General features: G+C 53.1%; 12 protein-coding genes and 2 pseudogenes. 8 read left to right on the top strand and 6 right to left on the bottom strand.

Annotated features, from left to right (window positions below; all coding sequences use genetic code 11):
• Together BST81_RS10850 and BST81_RS10855 are read left to right on the top strand one after the other, a co-directional pair.
• A pseudogene (locus tag BST81_RS10850) lies at window positions 1-222 on the top strand (IS1 family transposase); the annotation flags it as partial.
• Window positions 223-425: 203 nt separating this feature from the next.
• Complete coding sequence (locus tag BST81_RS10855) at window positions 426-2,354, top strand: APC family permease (RefSeq protein WP_075598556.1); 1,929 nt, start codon at window positions 426-428, stop codon at window positions 2,352-2,354.
• Window positions 2,355-2,356: 2 nt separating this feature from the next.
• Here the strand turns inward: BST81_RS10855 and BST81_RS10860 are convergent, their stop codons facing one another.
• Together BST81_RS10860 and BST81_RS10865 are read right to left on the bottom strand one after the other, a co-directional pair.
• The gene (locus tag BST81_RS10860) at window positions 2,357-4,105 is read right to left on the bottom strand and encodes a GAF domain-containing protein (protein ID WP_216351298.1); all 1,749 of its coding nucleotides are present in this window, start codon (window positions 4,103-4,105) and stop codon (window positions 2,357-2,359) included.
• A complete protein-coding gene (locus BST81_RS10865) occupies window positions 4,090-5,385 on the bottom strand; it encodes a cache domain-containing protein (RefSeq protein ID WP_216351299.1) in 1,296 nt (431 codons plus the stop codon). Before BST81_RS10865 ends, BST81_RS10860 begins: the two co-directional genes overlap by 16 nt.
• Before the next feature lie 541 nt (window positions 5,386-5,926).
• On the opposite strand from BST81_RS10865, the gene BST81_RS10870 reads away from it, so the two are divergent.
• The 3 genes from BST81_RS10870 (at window position 5,927) to BST81_RS29110 (ending at window position 9,623) form a co-directional block, all read left to right on the top strand.
• Window positions 5,927-7,861, top strand: coding sequence for a BamA/TamA family outer membrane protein (locus tag BST81_RS10870; protein ID WP_171974727.1), 1,935 nt, complete (start codon window positions 5,927-5,929; stop codon window positions 7,859-7,861).
• A 196-nt stretch (window positions 7,862-8,057) separates the two neighbouring features.
• Window positions 8,058-9,170, top strand: coding sequence for a cytosolic protein (locus BST81_RS28040; protein ID WP_171974728.1), 1,113 nt, complete (start codon window positions 8,058-8,060; stop codon window positions 9,168-9,170).
• A 327-nt stretch (window positions 9,171-9,497) separates the two neighbouring features.
• Complete coding sequence (locus tag BST81_RS29110; RefSeq protein ID WP_290439436.1) at window positions 9,498-9,623, top strand: hypothetical protein; 126 nt, start codon at window positions 9,498-9,500, stop codon at window positions 9,621-9,623.
• 41 nt (window positions 9,624-9,664) lie between these two features.
• Here BST81_RS29110 and BST81_RS10880 read toward each other — a convergent pair whose 3' ends face one another.
• From BST81_RS10880 to avd, 4 genes and pseudogenes are all read right to left on the bottom strand, one after another.
• A complete protein-coding gene (locus tag BST81_RS10880) occupies window positions 9,665-10,675 on the bottom strand; it encodes a formylglycine-generating enzyme family protein (RefSeq protein WP_253188226.1) in 1,011 nt (336 codons plus the stop codon).
• Window positions 10,676-10,741: 66 nt separating this feature from the next.
• Window positions 10,742-10,837, bottom strand: a pseudogene (locus BST81_RS29115) (formylglycine-generating enzyme family protein); the annotation flags it as partial.
• Window positions 10,838-10,858: 21 nt separating this feature from the next.
• Window positions 10,859-11,944: an RNA-directed DNA polymerase gene (locus BST81_RS10890; RefSeq protein ID WP_363079839.1), complete on the bottom strand. Its 1,086-nt coding sequence runs from the start codon at window positions 11,942-11,944 to the stop codon at window positions 10,859-10,861.
• Window positions 11,914-12,255, bottom strand: coding sequence for a diversity-generating retroelement protein Avd (gene avd, locus BST81_RS10895; RefSeq protein ID WP_075598562.1), 342 nt, complete (start codon window positions 12,253-12,255; stop codon window positions 11,914-11,916). The genes BST81_RS10890 and avd overlap by 31 nt, the downstream gene beginning before the upstream one ends.
• A 176-nt stretch (window positions 12,256-12,431) precedes the next feature.
• Here avd and BST81_RS10900 point away from each other — a divergent pair, with 176 nt between their 5' ends.
• From BST81_RS10900 to BST81_RS10910, 3 genes are all read left to right on the top strand, one after another.
• Complete coding sequence (locus BST81_RS10900; protein ID WP_075598563.1) at window positions 12,432-12,707, top strand: DUF433 domain-containing protein; 276 nt, start codon at window positions 12,432-12,434, stop codon at window positions 12,705-12,707.
• 5 nt (window positions 12,708-12,712) lie between these two features.
• A complete protein-coding gene (locus tag BST81_RS10905; protein WP_075598564.1) occupies window positions 12,713-13,081 on the top strand; it encodes a DUF5615 family PIN-like protein in 369 nt (122 codons plus the stop codon).
• Between the two features lie 219 nt (window positions 13,082-13,300).
• A partial coding sequence (locus BST81_RS10910; protein ID WP_075598565.1) for a pentapeptide repeat-containing protein occupies window positions 13,301-16,071 on the top strand: 2,771 nt, incomplete at its 3' end.

Below are 16,071 nucleotides of genomic sequence, written 5' to 3' on the forward strand. Positions count from 1 at the left end.
ACCAATGGTATTATCCGGCAACAAACAGGACGGTGGCATCGACGGCAAAACAAGTTTGGCAAGGTGTGGGAGCAAACGAAGGTGACTACACGATTGGTTGTCAGTTATTTCAATTGGATTTGGCGGCATAGCCGATTCAAAACAACTGCGGCTCAACGAGCAAACTTGGCAGCAGAGCCTTGGACTTGGCAAGACTTCGCAACTTATCCAACAATTATTTGATGCACAACCGCCTGAGGCAATCCGTCCGGTCAGGAATGAACATTTGTAATTTACCCGTCTTTTCTGAAACAATTAATACATTTCTTCACGAAATCATCTCGTATTTTTACTGGGCTTAAGGGCCGCCAAGTGCATGAGAGAACCTGCCTTCTCTTATGGGACACTGGTTGATGCATGTTATGGCCAGATAGGAGTAGCGTTGTATGGTTGGAGCGATCATTCCATCTAGACGACACCGCAAACGATTCATTCGCTGGCTCCTGAAAGACGATCGCGCCAGCAAGGAAGGCAGCCATCCCAAACATCCCTGGTGGCAGGTCATGTGTCTCACTGGCGTCGATTACTTCTCGACCCTGGGATATCAGCCAGGAATTGCAGCCCTGGCCGCAGGGGCACTCTCTCCCATCGCAACCCTGATTTTGATTCTACTCACCCTGCTGGGTGCATTACCGATTTATCGCCAGGTGGCCGTAACCAGTCCCCATGGGGAGGGATCGATCGCCATGCTCGAACATCTCCTATCCTGGTGGCAGGGCAAGCTGTTTGTGCTCTGCCTTCTGGGGTTTGTGGCTACCGACTTCATCATTACTATCACCCTTTCGGCAGCAGATGCGACTGCCCACATCATTGAAAATCCCCTGGTGCCAGGTTTTCTACATGACCAGCCGATCGGCATCACCCTCGTCCTGATTGCCTTGCTCGGGGCGGTGTTTTTGAAAGGGTTTCGAGAAGCGATCGGGCTGGCCGTTTTCCTGGTTGCAACCTACCTTCTGCTGAATCTCGTGACGATTGGCGTTGCGTTCCAACACATTCTGGAGCATCCGAGGGCCATTACAGACTGGCAGGTCGTCCTGTTCAGCAACCACAGTAATCCCCTGGTACTTTTGGGAATTTCAGCCCTGCTCTTTCCCAAACTGGCTCTGGGATTATCCGGCTTTGAAACAGGTGTAGCCGTCATGCCCCTGGTCCAGGGACGCTCCAGCGATACGGAAGAGCATCCCCACGGGCGGATTCGCAATACTTACAAGTTGCTGACAACAGCCGCCCTCGTGATGAGCTTTTTCCTGCTCACCAGCAGTCTGGCCACAACGTTGCTGATTCCGGCAGAAGAATTTCAACCTGGGGGAAAAGCGAATGGCAGGGCTCTGGCTTACCTGGCCCATCTTTATTTAGGCAATGGCTTTGGATCTCTGTACGATTTGAGTACCATTTCCATTCTGTGGTTCGCCGGTGCGTCGGCCATGGCCGGATTGCTCAATATCGTCCCACGCTATTTACCCCGGTACGGGATGGCCCCCAACTGGGCCAGGGCAGTCCGACCACTGGTACTGGTTTACACGGGCATCGCCTTTGCCGTCACCATTCTCTTCAAAGCCAATGTGGAAGCTCAGGGGGGAGCCTACGCCACAGGGGTGTTGGTGTTAATGAGCTCTGCCGCCTTTGCCGTCACCCTATCAGCCCGCTACCGTCGATCGCGACGCAGCACCCTGATTTTTGGCCTGATTACCGCCGTGTTTCTCTACACCATGATCGTCAATATTATTGAAAGACCAGATGGGGTCAAGATTGCCGCCTTCTTCATTGGCACCATCATTGCCACCTCTCTGGTTTCACGGGTCTGGCGTTCGACCGAAATTCGGGCTGAGAAAATCGAAATGGACGAAACAGCCCGTCGCCTGATTGCGGAAGAAAGTGACCATACTATCCGCTTAATTGCCCACCGCAGAAGAGGGGGAAGCGAATGGGAATATCTCTCGAAAGAACAGGAAGTGCGGGACGATAACCATATTCCCTTCTCGGATCCGGTGATCTTCCTGGAAATTCAGGTTTCTGATGCGTCAGAATTCTTCGAAACCATTCGAGTGGAAGGGGTGCGGATCGGTCCTTACCGAATTCTCCGGGCCCAAAGCGCCGCAGTCCCCAATGCCATTGCCGCAATCCTGCTCTATATCCGCGATGAAACGAGAAAACTGCCTCACGCTTACTTTGGCTGGGCAGAAGGCAATCCTGTCCAATATTTACTGCGCTTCCTCCTGTTTGGCGAAGGAGACACCGCTGTAGTGACCCGCGAAGTACTGCGAAGAGCCGAGAAAAATCCCGAAAAACGGCCGGCCATCCACGTTGGGGGTTAATTTTACCGATTGGGGATTTCCACCGTAAAACAGGTCTGATTCGATCGGCTTTCCACCTGAATCGTACCGCCCAGATGTTCAGTCAGTTTTTTAACGAGGGCCAATCCTAATCCCGTTCCCCCTTGCTTCCAGCGATCGATACCCGGAACGCGGTAAAACTTCTCAAAAATGCGGGTCAGTTCAGGGGCAGGAATTTCCACGCCTGAATTACACACCCTGATTTGGAGACAGGGATCAACAAATGTCTCCGGGGCATAGGAGACAGCCAGGGAAATCGTTTCACCGGGAGGGGTGTACTTACAGGCATTGTTGAGCAGTTCTACCACAATCCGGCTCAGACAGGCAGAGTCTGATGTTAGGGGCAGCAAGTCAGGCTGAAGATGGACCTGAAGCAGTTGTTGCCGACTTTGCACCCGCTCCTGGAAGGGCTCCATCAGGTTGGCCAGCCATTCTGGCAGCTCGATCGTCTCCAACTCCAGCGTTTTGGTGCCAGAGGCAAGGCGCTGCAGATCCAGCAGATCATTAATTAGCTCTGCCTCTCTGGTGCATTCGGTCTGCAGGATCTTCAGATACTGTTCCCGCCGCTCTTCGACCGGAACCATTCTGAGCATGTGAATCGCCATCTTCATGTTGGCGATCGGGGTGCGCAACTCATGGGAAACGGTGCTGAGAAAATCGTCCTTGAGCTGGTTCAGTTCCTCTAGGGCTCTGACCTGAACCTGAGAAGCCTGGTACAAGCGGGCCTGGCGAATCGCGATCGCACATTGATTCGCCACCTGGAACACCAGACGAATATCGGATTCCTGAAAAATCTCTACATGAGACCGGAAGAGCCTGAGATGCCCCAGAACTCCCTGATCATCCGTAATCGGACAGGCAAGAATAGTTCTCGATTGCCAGGGCTGATTGGACAGGGCAGAGGCAAACTCACAAAATTGCAGATGCTGACCCTTGAGTAATTGCAGGTAAATATCAGAAAAATAGGCCACGGGCAGCATGTCTGGATGAGCGGCTGGGCCAGCGGCCATATAGGAGTGTGCCACAACAACAGTGTCCTGATCTAGATCAAACAGGGCCGTATCACATCCATATACCTCTAAGCCCTGCACCAGTTCCTCCACAGCCGTTTGCAAGATCTGGTTCTCATCCAGACTATCCCGGACTTTATCCGTAATTCGCTTGAGCATCGCTTCATACTGTAAGGCGCGTTTCAGTTGACTTGTTCGTTCCTCCACCTGCTGTTCCAGAATCGTATTCAACCGCTGCTCATGGCGGTATAGTTCGGATTGGTAAATGGCGATCGCCGCCTGAATGGCCAGTTGCTTCAGAAAGTCAATCTCTGACGCCTCCCAATCACGCGGACTTTGACAATGCTGGGCCACCAGCAATCCCCACAGACTATCCCCCTGCACGATCGGAACCACCAGATTGGCCCGCACCTGCAGGTCTTTGAGCAGGGTTATATGGCATTCCGCCAGTCCAGCCTGGTCAATGTCCGAGATGGCTTGAATGCGTCCCTGTTTATAGGTAATCCCTTGAGTTTCGACAAAATAGCTATCAATAATCTGGCGGCCCAAAATCGATTGCCACCCCTCCGCCACAGATTCGACCACGACAGTCCCACTCCAATCCATCTGGAACTGATACACAATCACCCGATCGGTCTGGAGGAACTGCCGCACCTCCGCCACCGTGGTATTCAGGATTTCTTCCAGTTCCAGAGAGGCATGAATTCTCAGGGCGATCGCCACTGGACAATCAACGTCCAGGGCAAATTAGCACCAACCCGCGACTCTTTAACGAAGAAGGAGTTGGTCCATTGCACCATCACCAGATGGCTCCCCTGGGTAGGCAACCAGTGATAAGCCTGGGGAGCAAGAGCATACACCTCACCATCACGACGCCAATCAAAACGAGTCATTCCGATCCGGTCCGGTTGGGTACTGGCGGCAACCGTTCCTTGTGGATCAAGCAAGGTAATCTGCAATTTCTGCCCCCCAACGTTGGACTGCAATAATTTTGCAATCTGATCTAAATCAATCTCCCCCAGGATGGCACCGATCAGTTTCCCAGACTGAACAATCGGCATACCCAGAATAACTGTAGGAGAAGACTGTTGACCCGATGGGAGCAGGACTTTGGAAAGGTAGGGTTGCCAGGACTGTCTGATTTTTTGAAAATACTGATCGTCATTCCACGCTGAACCTGGCTTTTGTGGGCTTTCTTGTTCTGGATTTAAGACCCTTTTACCAGCCTCATCCAGCAGATAAATTTGCCGAAAATCGGGGAAAGCCTGTCGAGTAAAGTTAAGACTCTGATGTAACGTTTCAGACTGAATCGATTCGATCGCTGCAATATTGGCCAATTCGCCGATCGCGGTCAACCGCCGTTCGTACCAGGTGCGCACCTCTACCGTCAGATACCGGGAGGCATCATTCAAATCTGACTGGGCAGTTGCTTTAATGTCATCCACCACCTGATGGCTGGCCAGCACAATGATCATCAGAGTCGGAAAGGAGACAAAGGCGACCAGCAGGTTAAACAAGGTTTGTTGCAGGGACAGGGTATTGATGACAGGGGGCCGTGCCACCCAGCGATGGATCGGCAAACTGGTTAAGAGCAAGCTAGCTGCCAGGGCGTTGAAAACCCCATTGACAGGCTGTTTCATCAAAATAATGCGGAACTGGGTCGGATCAACCTGCAGAATTATGGCGTAGAACAGCCAGACCAGTGGCATACCTATCACCAACCAGAAAATCGCATCCAGCAGGACGATGTTATTGGGCTGCCGTTTTTGAAACAACCAGCCCACCACCAATGCTTCCAGGGTGAACGTGATCGTGGTATAGGGATGATGCCAGATCATATAGGTGCAACTTCCAGCAATCAACCCGGCCAGGGTTCCCCAACCAACGCCGTACAAACAAACGACAATCCAAACTGCGATCGAACCCAGCAAAAAGTCAATATCAAAAAATAAGGTCCAGCGAAAATAATTACCCAGAAAACCAGCCACAATCAGGAGAAGCAATCCCAGGACGGATCTTGCAGAAGGTCCTAAACAGAAGGCATTAATTTTCGCAAAACTTATAACAGGCATTTTTGATGACATGCTTTTTAACCAAGGGTTCCTGTTTCAGAACTTTTGTCTATCCCGATCGTTCAGCCCAGTGATCCCGACCCAGCCTTCTCGCATGGGGAAAGTCAAGTCTATCGAATTCACGATGCCCACATAGGAATGAGAATTAAATAACACCGATAAACTCCTGATTGCCCTCACCCCCCTGCCCCCTCTCCCATCGGGAGAGGGGGAGGGGTTGGGGGTTGGGGGTGAGGGCTGAAAATTTCGGAGTTATTAAATCCACGATCCATAGAATGCCCTGGATTTAATCGTGCTACTGCAAATACGGCAAACGACCGCTTTTTGATCCTGACTGAACCAAGCCTGACTCTCAGAATTTTGTTGCAAAAGCGTAATAAAAGCTGAAATTGCTGTCCGTTCAGGCCAAAACTGTGGGGACATTACGGTTCCTGGCATGAGATCGTTTCCCCTCATTTTTTGCAGCCTGATCATGGTGCCGGTCTGGACTGCCCCCGGCCTGACCCAGGAGCAAAATGGCATCAAATACTATCAGGACTATCAGTCCGTCCTGTTGCCTGGAGCTTCCGGCTCCTCCCTGACTCCCGTTAATTTTCCGATCGAGGTACCGATCGTCCCGGCAGAGCCGGTCCCAGAGTCCCCTGCCGATCCACAGGACCTCGTAACCGTCGTCTCCGAGGTACAGATTACAGGCCTGGACCCGGATTTGCAGCAAATTGTCCGCCAGACGATTCGGACCCAAACAGGGGGGGAAACAAGTCAGAGCCTGATCCGCCGGGATGTGGCGGCCCTCCTGAATACCGGCCTGTTGGCTCAGGTGAACGTGATCACCCGGCCCACGGTACAGGGGTTGAGTGTGACCTACGAAGTAACCCCGATCGTCCTGCGATCGATCCAGATCACCGGAGCGGAAGTCCTGCCGCAGGAAGTCGCCACCACCGCCTTTCAGTCCCAGTTTGGGCAGGCGATCCGTCCAGGGAACCTGAACCAGGCCGCCCAGCAGATCAACCAGTGGTACCGCCAGCAGGGATATCCAGTGGCGCGAGTCTTTGCCCTGCAAACCGAACGATCGGGCCTCATTACCCTGGTCGTGGCTGAGGGGCGCATCGAAGCGGTGGGGATTCGGTTCCTCAACCGGGAAGGGCAGGCTGTAGATGGGAAGGGTCAGCCCTTCCAGGGACAGACCCAGACCGATTTTCTGCGCCGGGAACTGCAACTCCAACCGGGCCAAATTCTGAGCAACGATCGACTGCAAAAGGATATTCAACACCTGAAACAACTGGGCCTGTTCGATCGAGTCGGGGTAGCCCTCAGCGGCGAGGCCGATCGGGTCACCGTCACCTATGAGCTAGTCGAAGCCGACCCCAACAGTTTCATTCCCGGTGGGGGGGTTGATGATGTCAGCGGCATTTACGGCTCCCTCACCTACATCAACCGCAATATCGCTGGCGTGGGCCAGACCCTTGCCCTCACCCTGCAGATTGGCCAGCGGAACATCCAATACAATGGCAGCTTTACCAGCCCCTATCGCCGGGGCAATCCCGATATGCCCGGTTATCGGATCGAGGGCTACAACCGATCGAGTCTTTCCCCCATCTTTGACGACAAAATTCGGCTGGCCAATGGGGACCCAGTGCAGGTAAACCAGATTGGCGGCGGCATCACCTTCGATCGCCCGATCGGAGATTGGCAAGGCTTCCTAGGGCTGAACTACACCCGCTATCGGTTGCAGGACGGGTCCGATCGCAACTTTGCCAGCGATGCCCAGGGCAATCCCCTCACCCTCAGTGGCACCGGCATTGACGACTTGAGCACCATCCTGATCGCCGCCCAGCGGGACCAGCGCAACGACAGCCTGAATCCCACCGACGGGTCTTTTGTCCGGTTCAGCAGCGAACAATCGCTCCCGATCGGCCTCGGTACTATTCTCTCCAACCGTCTCCAGGCCAGCTACAGCCAGTATTTTCCCCTGCGTCTGCTGACCCAGGAAAACCTGCCAGAGGTGCTGGCCTACAATTTGCAAGCTGGAACCACGATCGGCGATCTGCCCCCCTACCGTGCCTTTCCCCTGGGCGGACCCGAATCCGTCCGGGGCTACGATTACGGTCAGGTGGGATCCGGTCGCAGTTACGTCCTGGCCTCCGTCGAATATCGCCTGCCCCTCTTGACCCTGCCCTTCTTGGAATGGCCCTTGATGGGGGTATTCTTCACCGACTTCGCCTCCGATCTGGGGTCAGGCAATGCGGTGCCGGGGCAACCAGCCCTGACCCGCAACAAACCAGGGAGCGGTTTCGGTTATGGCACGGGGTTAAGGTTTCTGTCGCCCCTGGGGGTGTTGCGACTGGATTTTGGCATCAGCGATCGAGGCGACACCCGCATTAACTTCGGCTTCGGCCAGCGATTTTAGCCCAGAACTGGAGTGGGCAATTCCCTTTGGCGAGCAGACCAGACCCACCCCGACACCAGGTCCTCCCTCACGCCCAGGCTTCAGAAACACCTCCCTCACGCCCAGGCTCTGCCTGGGTTGCAACGCCTCTGCTGGCTGAAAGGAGAGATGGCATAGAATTTATGTACTATTAAGGGGTCCGTTTTCCTCTGCCTGCATGAGTCCATCCCGTACCGACCAGGACAGCCCCTGGAAAACTATCCTTGAACAGCACTTCCAGGATTGCCTCCACTTCTTCTTCCCCACCGTCCAACAGGCGATCGATGGGTCCAGGCCCTACGAATTCCTCGATAAGGAGTTAGAACGAATTACCCGTGAAGCTGTAGTCGGTCGTCGTTACGCAGACAAACTTGCCAAAGTCTGGCTCACCACTGGGGAAGAAATTTGGATACTTCTGCACATCGAAATTCAGGCCAAACGAGAAGCCAACTTTGCCCAGCGCATGAGCACCTACTACCACCGCATCGTCGATCGCTACGATCGGCCTGTGATCAGCATGGCCATTCTCTGTGATGCCAGCCCTTCCTGGCGACCCACTGAATATGTGCGAGAAATTCTGGGTTGTCGAATGGAGTTTACTTTTCTAACAGTCAAGCTGCTAGACTATCGTTCCCGATGGAGCGAGCTGGAAACCAGCAGGAATCCCTTTGCAACGGTGGTAATGACCCACCTAAAGCTACAGGAAACCCGCAAAGACAAACTGGAGCGAAAGCGGTGGAAGATTCGCCTGATTCAAGACCTCTACGACAAGGGCTATGGGCAACAGGCGGCCATCAACCTGCTGCTATTCATTGATTGGTTGTTAAAATTACCTAAAGAGTTAGAACAGGAAGTCTGGCAAGCCATTGAGGTTTATGAGCAGGAGAGAGCCATGCCCTATGTGAGTAATTTTGAACGAATTGGAATGGAGAAGGGGCTGCAGAAGGGGTTGCAGCAGGGGTTGCAGCAGGGGTTGCAGCAGGGGTTGCAGCAGGGGTTGCAGCAGGGGTTGCAAGAGGGGCTGCAAGAGGGGCTGCAAGAGGGGCTGCAAGAGGGGCTGCAAGCAGGTGCCCAAAGTCAGGCGTATCGGTCCCTCCTGCAGGTGCTTCAACATCGATTTCAGGTGGTTCCCACTGAACTCCAGAGTCAGCTTGAGCAACTGACGATCGCCCAGTTAGAAGCGGCCCTGATAGTTGCCTTGACTGTCGAATCCCTGGAAGCCTTTCCTGCCAGCATTCTTACCACAGCACCAGAACCAGATGCATCTAGTGGTAAGTCAATCAATGATTGACGGGCAGCCAAAATCCAGGTTGTTGATTGGGGTTAAATTTTGCGGGTCTTCGACCCGTCAAAATTTTGGCAACAATATACTTGGCACACCAATCCCTTTCCCCTCATCCCCCACCCCCTTCTCCCACAATGGGGAGAAGGGGCATTAACGCTTAATTTCTCCCCTCTCCCGCTCTGGGAGAGGGGCCGGGGGTGAGGGCAGTGTTGGTGCATGAAGTATATTAATGCCAAAATTTTCCTGACGGAACACTAGTTCTCCCCCTTGAAAAGGGCTACCGTGTACGCAAATCTTGGTAGCCAAGCACAGACCCTGGATTTACCCCCCGTAATGGCTAACAACAAGACCTGTAGGGGAACCCACCTCACCCCTACGGGCTTCATCCTCCCCAAAGGGGATCAACCCCCCGATGGCCCCAAAAAAATTTTTGGCGCTTCGCGCCAGCCAGAAGGGTAAAGAAACAAGCGTAAAGGGCAAAATAGCTAAAGTATAAAGCGCTACCGAACAGCCCTGGGGAAACGACTCACAACACGAAAACCGATGACGTCGTCGCGATCGTCCGGCGCATGATGAAGGCGAATCGCAGAGCGGCAATGCCACGGATAGGGGTTCCAAGAACCACCTCGAAAGACTCTCTCAGAGCCGATTTCAAGTGTTTCCCAGGGGGTATTTCCATCTAATTTGAGGGCGTCTGGTTTCTCTGTGTAGTCCCCATGGTAGTGGTCCGCACACCACTCCCAGACATTCCCGTGCAGGTCGTAAAGACCAAAGGCATTAGCCGGGAAACTGCCAACAGGGGTTGTTTCCTGTCGATAAATTCCCTTGGGTCCCCGGCCATAGACATAGCGACCATCGTAGTTCACTAAATCAGTGGTGATCGTCTCCCCAAAGTGGAAGGGACTAGTGGTTCCAGCCCGGCAGGCATATTCCCACTCAGCCTCCGTGGGCAGGCCGTACTCCCGGCCCGTTTTTTTGCATAGACGGGCACAGAACTCCATGGCGTCTTCCCAGGAGACTTGCTCCACTGGACGATTCTCATTCTGAGAGGCTTCGCCAACGTCCCCTTTGAAGTGGGAAGGGTCAGGATCGAGTTCTCGCTGTTCCAGAGGTAGAGCCGCCACCGATCGCCACTGGGCCTGAGTGACGGGATACATGCCCAGGCAGAAGCGGTTCAGGGTCACATCATGCTGCGGTCCTTCATCACTTTGACGATCGAGTTCATCATCGGGGGAACCCATCCGGAAGGTGCCAGCAGGGATTTCCACCAGCTTGAGCAGAATCCCCTGGCCCAGGTCTTCAGCATAGTAGCGGCGGCGCTGCTCCTGATAGTGGATGTTGATGCGATATTTGATATTGGAATCAGTCACCATAAAAGCCGAAAAATGGGACATGAATTGGGTTGGGTTGGGCAACGGTTCGGTAACACCTACTAAGCTGACCAACCCGGTTGATTTTCGGATGCCGTCACCGACATCACCGGAACAGGTCTGGGCTCTTCTCTGACACACCTGACAGATTCCCATCTGCCAGTTCTGGTACCGAAGAGTTCTGGGGAAACGACTCACAACACGAAAACCGATGTTGTTGTTGCGATCGTCCGGCGCATTATGATTGCGAATCGCAGAGCGGCAATTCCTCGGATTGTTGTTCCAGGAACCACCCCGCAAGGTCCGGAAGTGCCTGTCCCGTCTTCACCCCCTTGTCAAATCAAGTGAGGTGAATATCTGCTGGCGCAATTGCCAGGTATCACCATGCTGGAGGTGAGCGTCCCAGCTTTGCAGGGATTGCATCAGTTCTTTGAGCGAGATTTGCCCGATCGTATAGGCAGCCTGCAATCGTCGCAACCGTCTTCTACCCCGCCGCAGGTTCTCAATGCGAACTCGAATCCGATCTGGCAAAATCCGAAAACCGAGAAAATTAGCCCCATGACGGGTTTCGAACAACTGACTCTTGACGGGATGGACTTTCAACCGCATCGCGGCCAGGCACTCGTCGATCGCCTGTTGAGCTTCTTTCAGAAAACCCCAGTCATCAGAAAACAGGGCGAAATCATCGACATAGCGGACATACTTTTTGACCCGCAGCTTGCCTTTGACAAACTGGTCAAAGCCATTCAGATACCAGTTGGCAAAGAACTGACTGGTGAGGTTGCCGATCGGTAGGCCCCGTCGCCTCTCTAACGGAGTCAGGATATCATCTCCAGGGAAATGGAAGACGGCCAGGGGCTGTTCGTTACTGTTGTCGATGATGGTATCGATCAGCCAGAGGGTTTCCTGACACTTGATTTTCTGGCGAATGATGATCTTGAGAATCTGGTGATCAATACTGGGGAAATATTTCTGAATATCACACTGCAAGACGTAGCGGCTGGAGCGGGCAAATCGGGTGAAGCGATCGAGGGCGCGATGAGTGCCCTTACCGATCCGGTTGGCGTAGGAATCATAGATGAAGCTGGGTTCCACCAGGGGCACAATGATGTTACAGAGGGCGTGATGCACCACTCGATCGCGATAAGGGGCAGCGGAAATCAAGCGCTTTTTCGGCTCTACAATTTCAAAAGTACGATAAGCTCCAGGCTGATAGGTTTGGGTGCGTAATTCCTCTTGCAATTGGAGCAGTTCTGACTCTCGATTGTAATTGAACGCCAAAACATTCGCTCGATAGCGCTTCCCTCGCTGGGCTTTTTTAGCAGCATCGAGCAGGTTAGCAAATTGGGTGATCTGGGACCACAGATCCCGAAACCGTTTCATGAGTGCTTCCGCTGTTGCTTGATCCATCCTCCCAGTTCACAGCCGATCGCGTCGATAGCTTTGCCGACATACTCGTAGCGATCGAGGGACAGTTCTTCAAAATCCAGGAGGAGGCGGGTCTGATGACGCAGGATGTCGAGGTTACTATTCAGCCCTTCCAGGCGAGGCAGCTTGTGGCGTTCGTAGCGGGCTTTGATTAAGTTATCCAGCAGGTCGTAGAGCCCCCTGATAATGCGATCGCCCAGCAAGAAGCGATGCTGACGGGGCAGGCGGTTGAGGATGGGCACGTACCATCGAATCAAATCGTAAGTGTGTTGGATAACGGGTAGCTCATGCATGCATCACTGAATAGGACGGATCAGGCTTACTAGAATTACATAGATGTCGTCTATTGTCGAGATGATTGACTTGGGTCACAAACCCACCTTGGCCCTGCGGGCCACCCTTCCCAGGATGGGATGAGCACTGTTGATCCACGCAAGTTATGATCAGACTAAAAACCAGAGCCATTGTTATGCCAGCTACTGACATCGGAGCATTCATTGTCAAATTACCAGACACTTTAGGAGGGCGTCCGCACATTGCAGGAAGCAGAGTCTCTGTGCAGCGTGTTGCGGCCTGGTACAAGAGGGGATTGAATGCTGAGGAAATTGCCGATCGGATGGGTAATATTACTCTGGTTCAAGTCTATGCTGCCTTAACCTATTACCACGCTAATCAACCAGAGATTGAAGCCTATCTTGCGGCTGAAAAATTGAGTTATGAACAGCTATCTAAAACAATGGGATAAGCTGCATGGGTTCTATTCGACTGTTTATTGACGAGGACTCGATGGATCAGCGATTCATCAAGTCTCTAGAGGCAAGAGGCGTTGATGTGACAACTGTAGGCAAAGTTCGAACACTCGGCTTTAGTGATGAGGAGCAATTAATCCTAGCAACTGAACAGCATCGGGTTTTGTATACCTTTAATGTTGGCGATTTCTGTCAACTACATCACAAATATCTGACAGAAGGATGGACACACAGTGGAATTATAATTTCCTCACAGGATTATTCTATTGGGGAGCAACTGCGTCGGGTGCTCAAACTAATAGGAAATAAGTCTGCTGAGGATATGGTGAATCAATTAGTATTTCTGAGCGCATACAGTGGGGAGCCATGACTTGATGGCTTCGGTCAAGCAGGACCAGGTTGTGACGAGGGGAGATGCCAGTTGCAGAATCAGATTTCGATAGGCTTCACTCGACCGAAACCATTATCCCTGTTCCACAGGTCTATAGCTTTACCCCATTTTGCAGATGATTAGCCGATTATTAACAATCCCTAAACAGACCCATCCCTTAGTTATTCTGATGAGAGGAATTTTGCAGAACCAGGAGTCATGGGAACAAAAATCTGGCAGTTCATCAAAACCATCGTTGGTAAAGAAACGATCGTTAAAGGCGTTGAAACTACCAACGCAGTTCTGGGTTTGGCAGAAAAGCTCAAGAGCGAAGGCCCCAAGGTGCAGCAACTGGCTCCCTACGTCAGCCAGATCAATTCCCTGCTGGATGTCCTCAATTCGCCAATGGCCAAGATTGTCGGCTCCAGCCTGCCCTTTGTAACGATCGCCCTGGGATTGCTGCAGATTTACCGGGAACAGGCCAAAAGGGAACCCACCCTGGTGGAATGTGTCGCCCTGGTCAGTCAGGCAGCCTATCTAGACAGTTTTCAACATGAGATAGCTCAACTTCGCGACAAGCCAAACTTTCAGACCTGGCTGACGCAAATAGGGGAGAAACCAGCCTCCCAGTCATTGCAACAACGGGTCAAACACCTGGCAGACCTGGAACTGGATGACCGAGAAGCCCGTCTGGCCCTGATCTACTTCCATGAATCCCAATTGGCTCAGGCATTTAACCAAAGCCTGCAGGCCCGGATGGTGGAACTGGGTCTGTCGAAAACTGGAGCACAGAAATTAGTCGATCGGGTTGCCCGCAATACCGATCGCTACCTGCTGCCAGCCCTGGCCGAGTCTGGACAAACCGTGCAGGCCATGCTGCATTGGTTTCAGGTCGGGGGACAGACCAACTTTGAGAAGTATTTCAGCATTGATATCTATCTGGATGAGAAAATCAAGCCCCTGCCCCTACTGCCGGTATTTGATGAACCTTTTGCTTTTAAGGATATCTACGTGCCACTACAGGCCCAGCCACTGACCTCCAACGGCGAACGGGATGAAGGCAAGCCAGCCATTGACCTGGAGCAATGGGCCAGGGAATTCCTGCATGATGACGCCCGCAAAAAACGGATCATGTTCATTCAGGGGGGACCAGGTCGGGGCAAGAGTGTCTTCTGTCGCATGTTTGCCCATTGGGTCTGGCAACAGGAATATCCCCGATGGACGCCGATTCTAATTCGCCTGCGGGACGTGCGGACCTTAGAAAAGGACTTTGAAGAAACCCTGCGGCAGGCCGTAGATCGGGACTTTGCCCTGACTGATCCTGGCTGGTTGACAGATCGCAACACCCGCTTTCTGTTTTTGCTGGATGGCTTTGACGAGCTGCTGATGCAGGGGCGAAGCAGTGGGGGGCTGGAAGAGTTTTTGCGGCAGGTGGGCAAATTTCAGGAGAGTTGTGCCGACAACTCCGAAAAAGGGCACCGGGTTCTGATTACGGGTCGAAGCCTATCGTTAAACAGTATCGAGCGAACTATGCCAGCCAACCTGGAGCGAGTGGAAATTGAGCCAATGCAGGCCCAACAGCAGGCCCGCTGGTTTGGTCGTTGGGCACCATTGGTTGGCACGGAAAAGGCCGTGGCATTTCAGCGGTTTTTAGCGGATGACCATTGCCCGGAACGCATTCGGGGCACAGAAATGGAGCCAGGACTGGCCCAGGAACCTCTGCTACTCTACCTGCTGGCCGCCATGCATCGGGACGGCAAGTTGACTATCACCGAGTTTGCCGGGGTGCAGCGGGGGAAAGCCAAGGTTGTGGTGTATGAGAAGACCCTGGATTGGGTGTTGAGTAAGCAGCGCCCAGCAGAACTGCAGCAGGAAATCACCGCATTGCACCAAAACGAGTTACGGCACATTCTGATGGAGGCCGGATTGTGCGTGGTGCAGGCGGGCGGGAAATGTGCCCCCATAACCATGATTGAAGCCCGCTTAAAAGATACTTCAGTCAAAACCCTGTTAGAGCAGGCCCGCCAGCGGCTGGGTGACAATCCCCTTCGCAATGCCCTGGCCACCTTTTATCTGCAACCGGGTCAGGGATTAGAAGGAGCGGTCGAGTTTGCCCACAAGAGCTTTGGCGAGTTTCTCTGTGCCGATCGGATTAGGGAAGCCCTGGAAGACTGGTCCCGTCCAGGGCGACGGGGTGGCTTTGAAACGTCCCAGAGTCAGATGGACTGGGAACTCTATGACCTGCTGGGGGCAACAATCCTCACCCCAGAGATTGTCGAGTATCTGGCGGCCTTGATGGCAGAAAGTACTGAATTGCAGGTTGTAAATTTGTTTCAGCGCTTGCAGGAGTTTTACCGGCGCTGGTGCCAGGGGGAATTCATAGACGGGAATCCTGCCACCTTACCCCAGCAGAAAATGGTGCAGCTCCGGGAGCAACTGAAAGGCATAGAGACCTTAACCGGCCAGCGCCAGGTCAATCTCTATACCGGACTGAATGTTTTGATTCTGCTGCTGGAGCTACACCGCTACGGCCAGAGACAGAAAGCCTCACACAAGGATATCCAATTCTATCCCTGTGGTAAGCCTGCTACTCCAGCGTTTGATCGGAATCGGCTTCTACAAACGATTTACTCCAGCAATGCCCTCAATCCTGGAACATTTTCTAACCTTTGTGGCAATTTTCTCTCCAGCACCAACCTCTCCGGAGCCGACCTCTCTGGAGCCGATCTCTCTGGAGTTAACCTCGACAGCGCCAACCTCTCTGAAGCCAACCTCTCTGGAGCCAACCTTTCCGGAGCCAACCTCGACAGCGCCTACCTCTATAGAGCCAACGTCTCTGGAGCCAACCTTTCCGGAGCCAATCTTTCCGGAGCCAATCTTGATATAGCTAACCTTTCCGGAGCCAACCTCGACAGAGCCAACCTCTATAGAGCCAACCTCTACAGCGCCAACCTTTCCGGAGCCAACCTTTCCGGAGCTAGCCTCTACAG

It is taken from the genome of Leptolyngbya sp. 'hensonii' (genome assembly GCF_001939115.1).
Taxonomy (GTDB): Bacteria; Cyanobacteriota; Cyanobacteriia.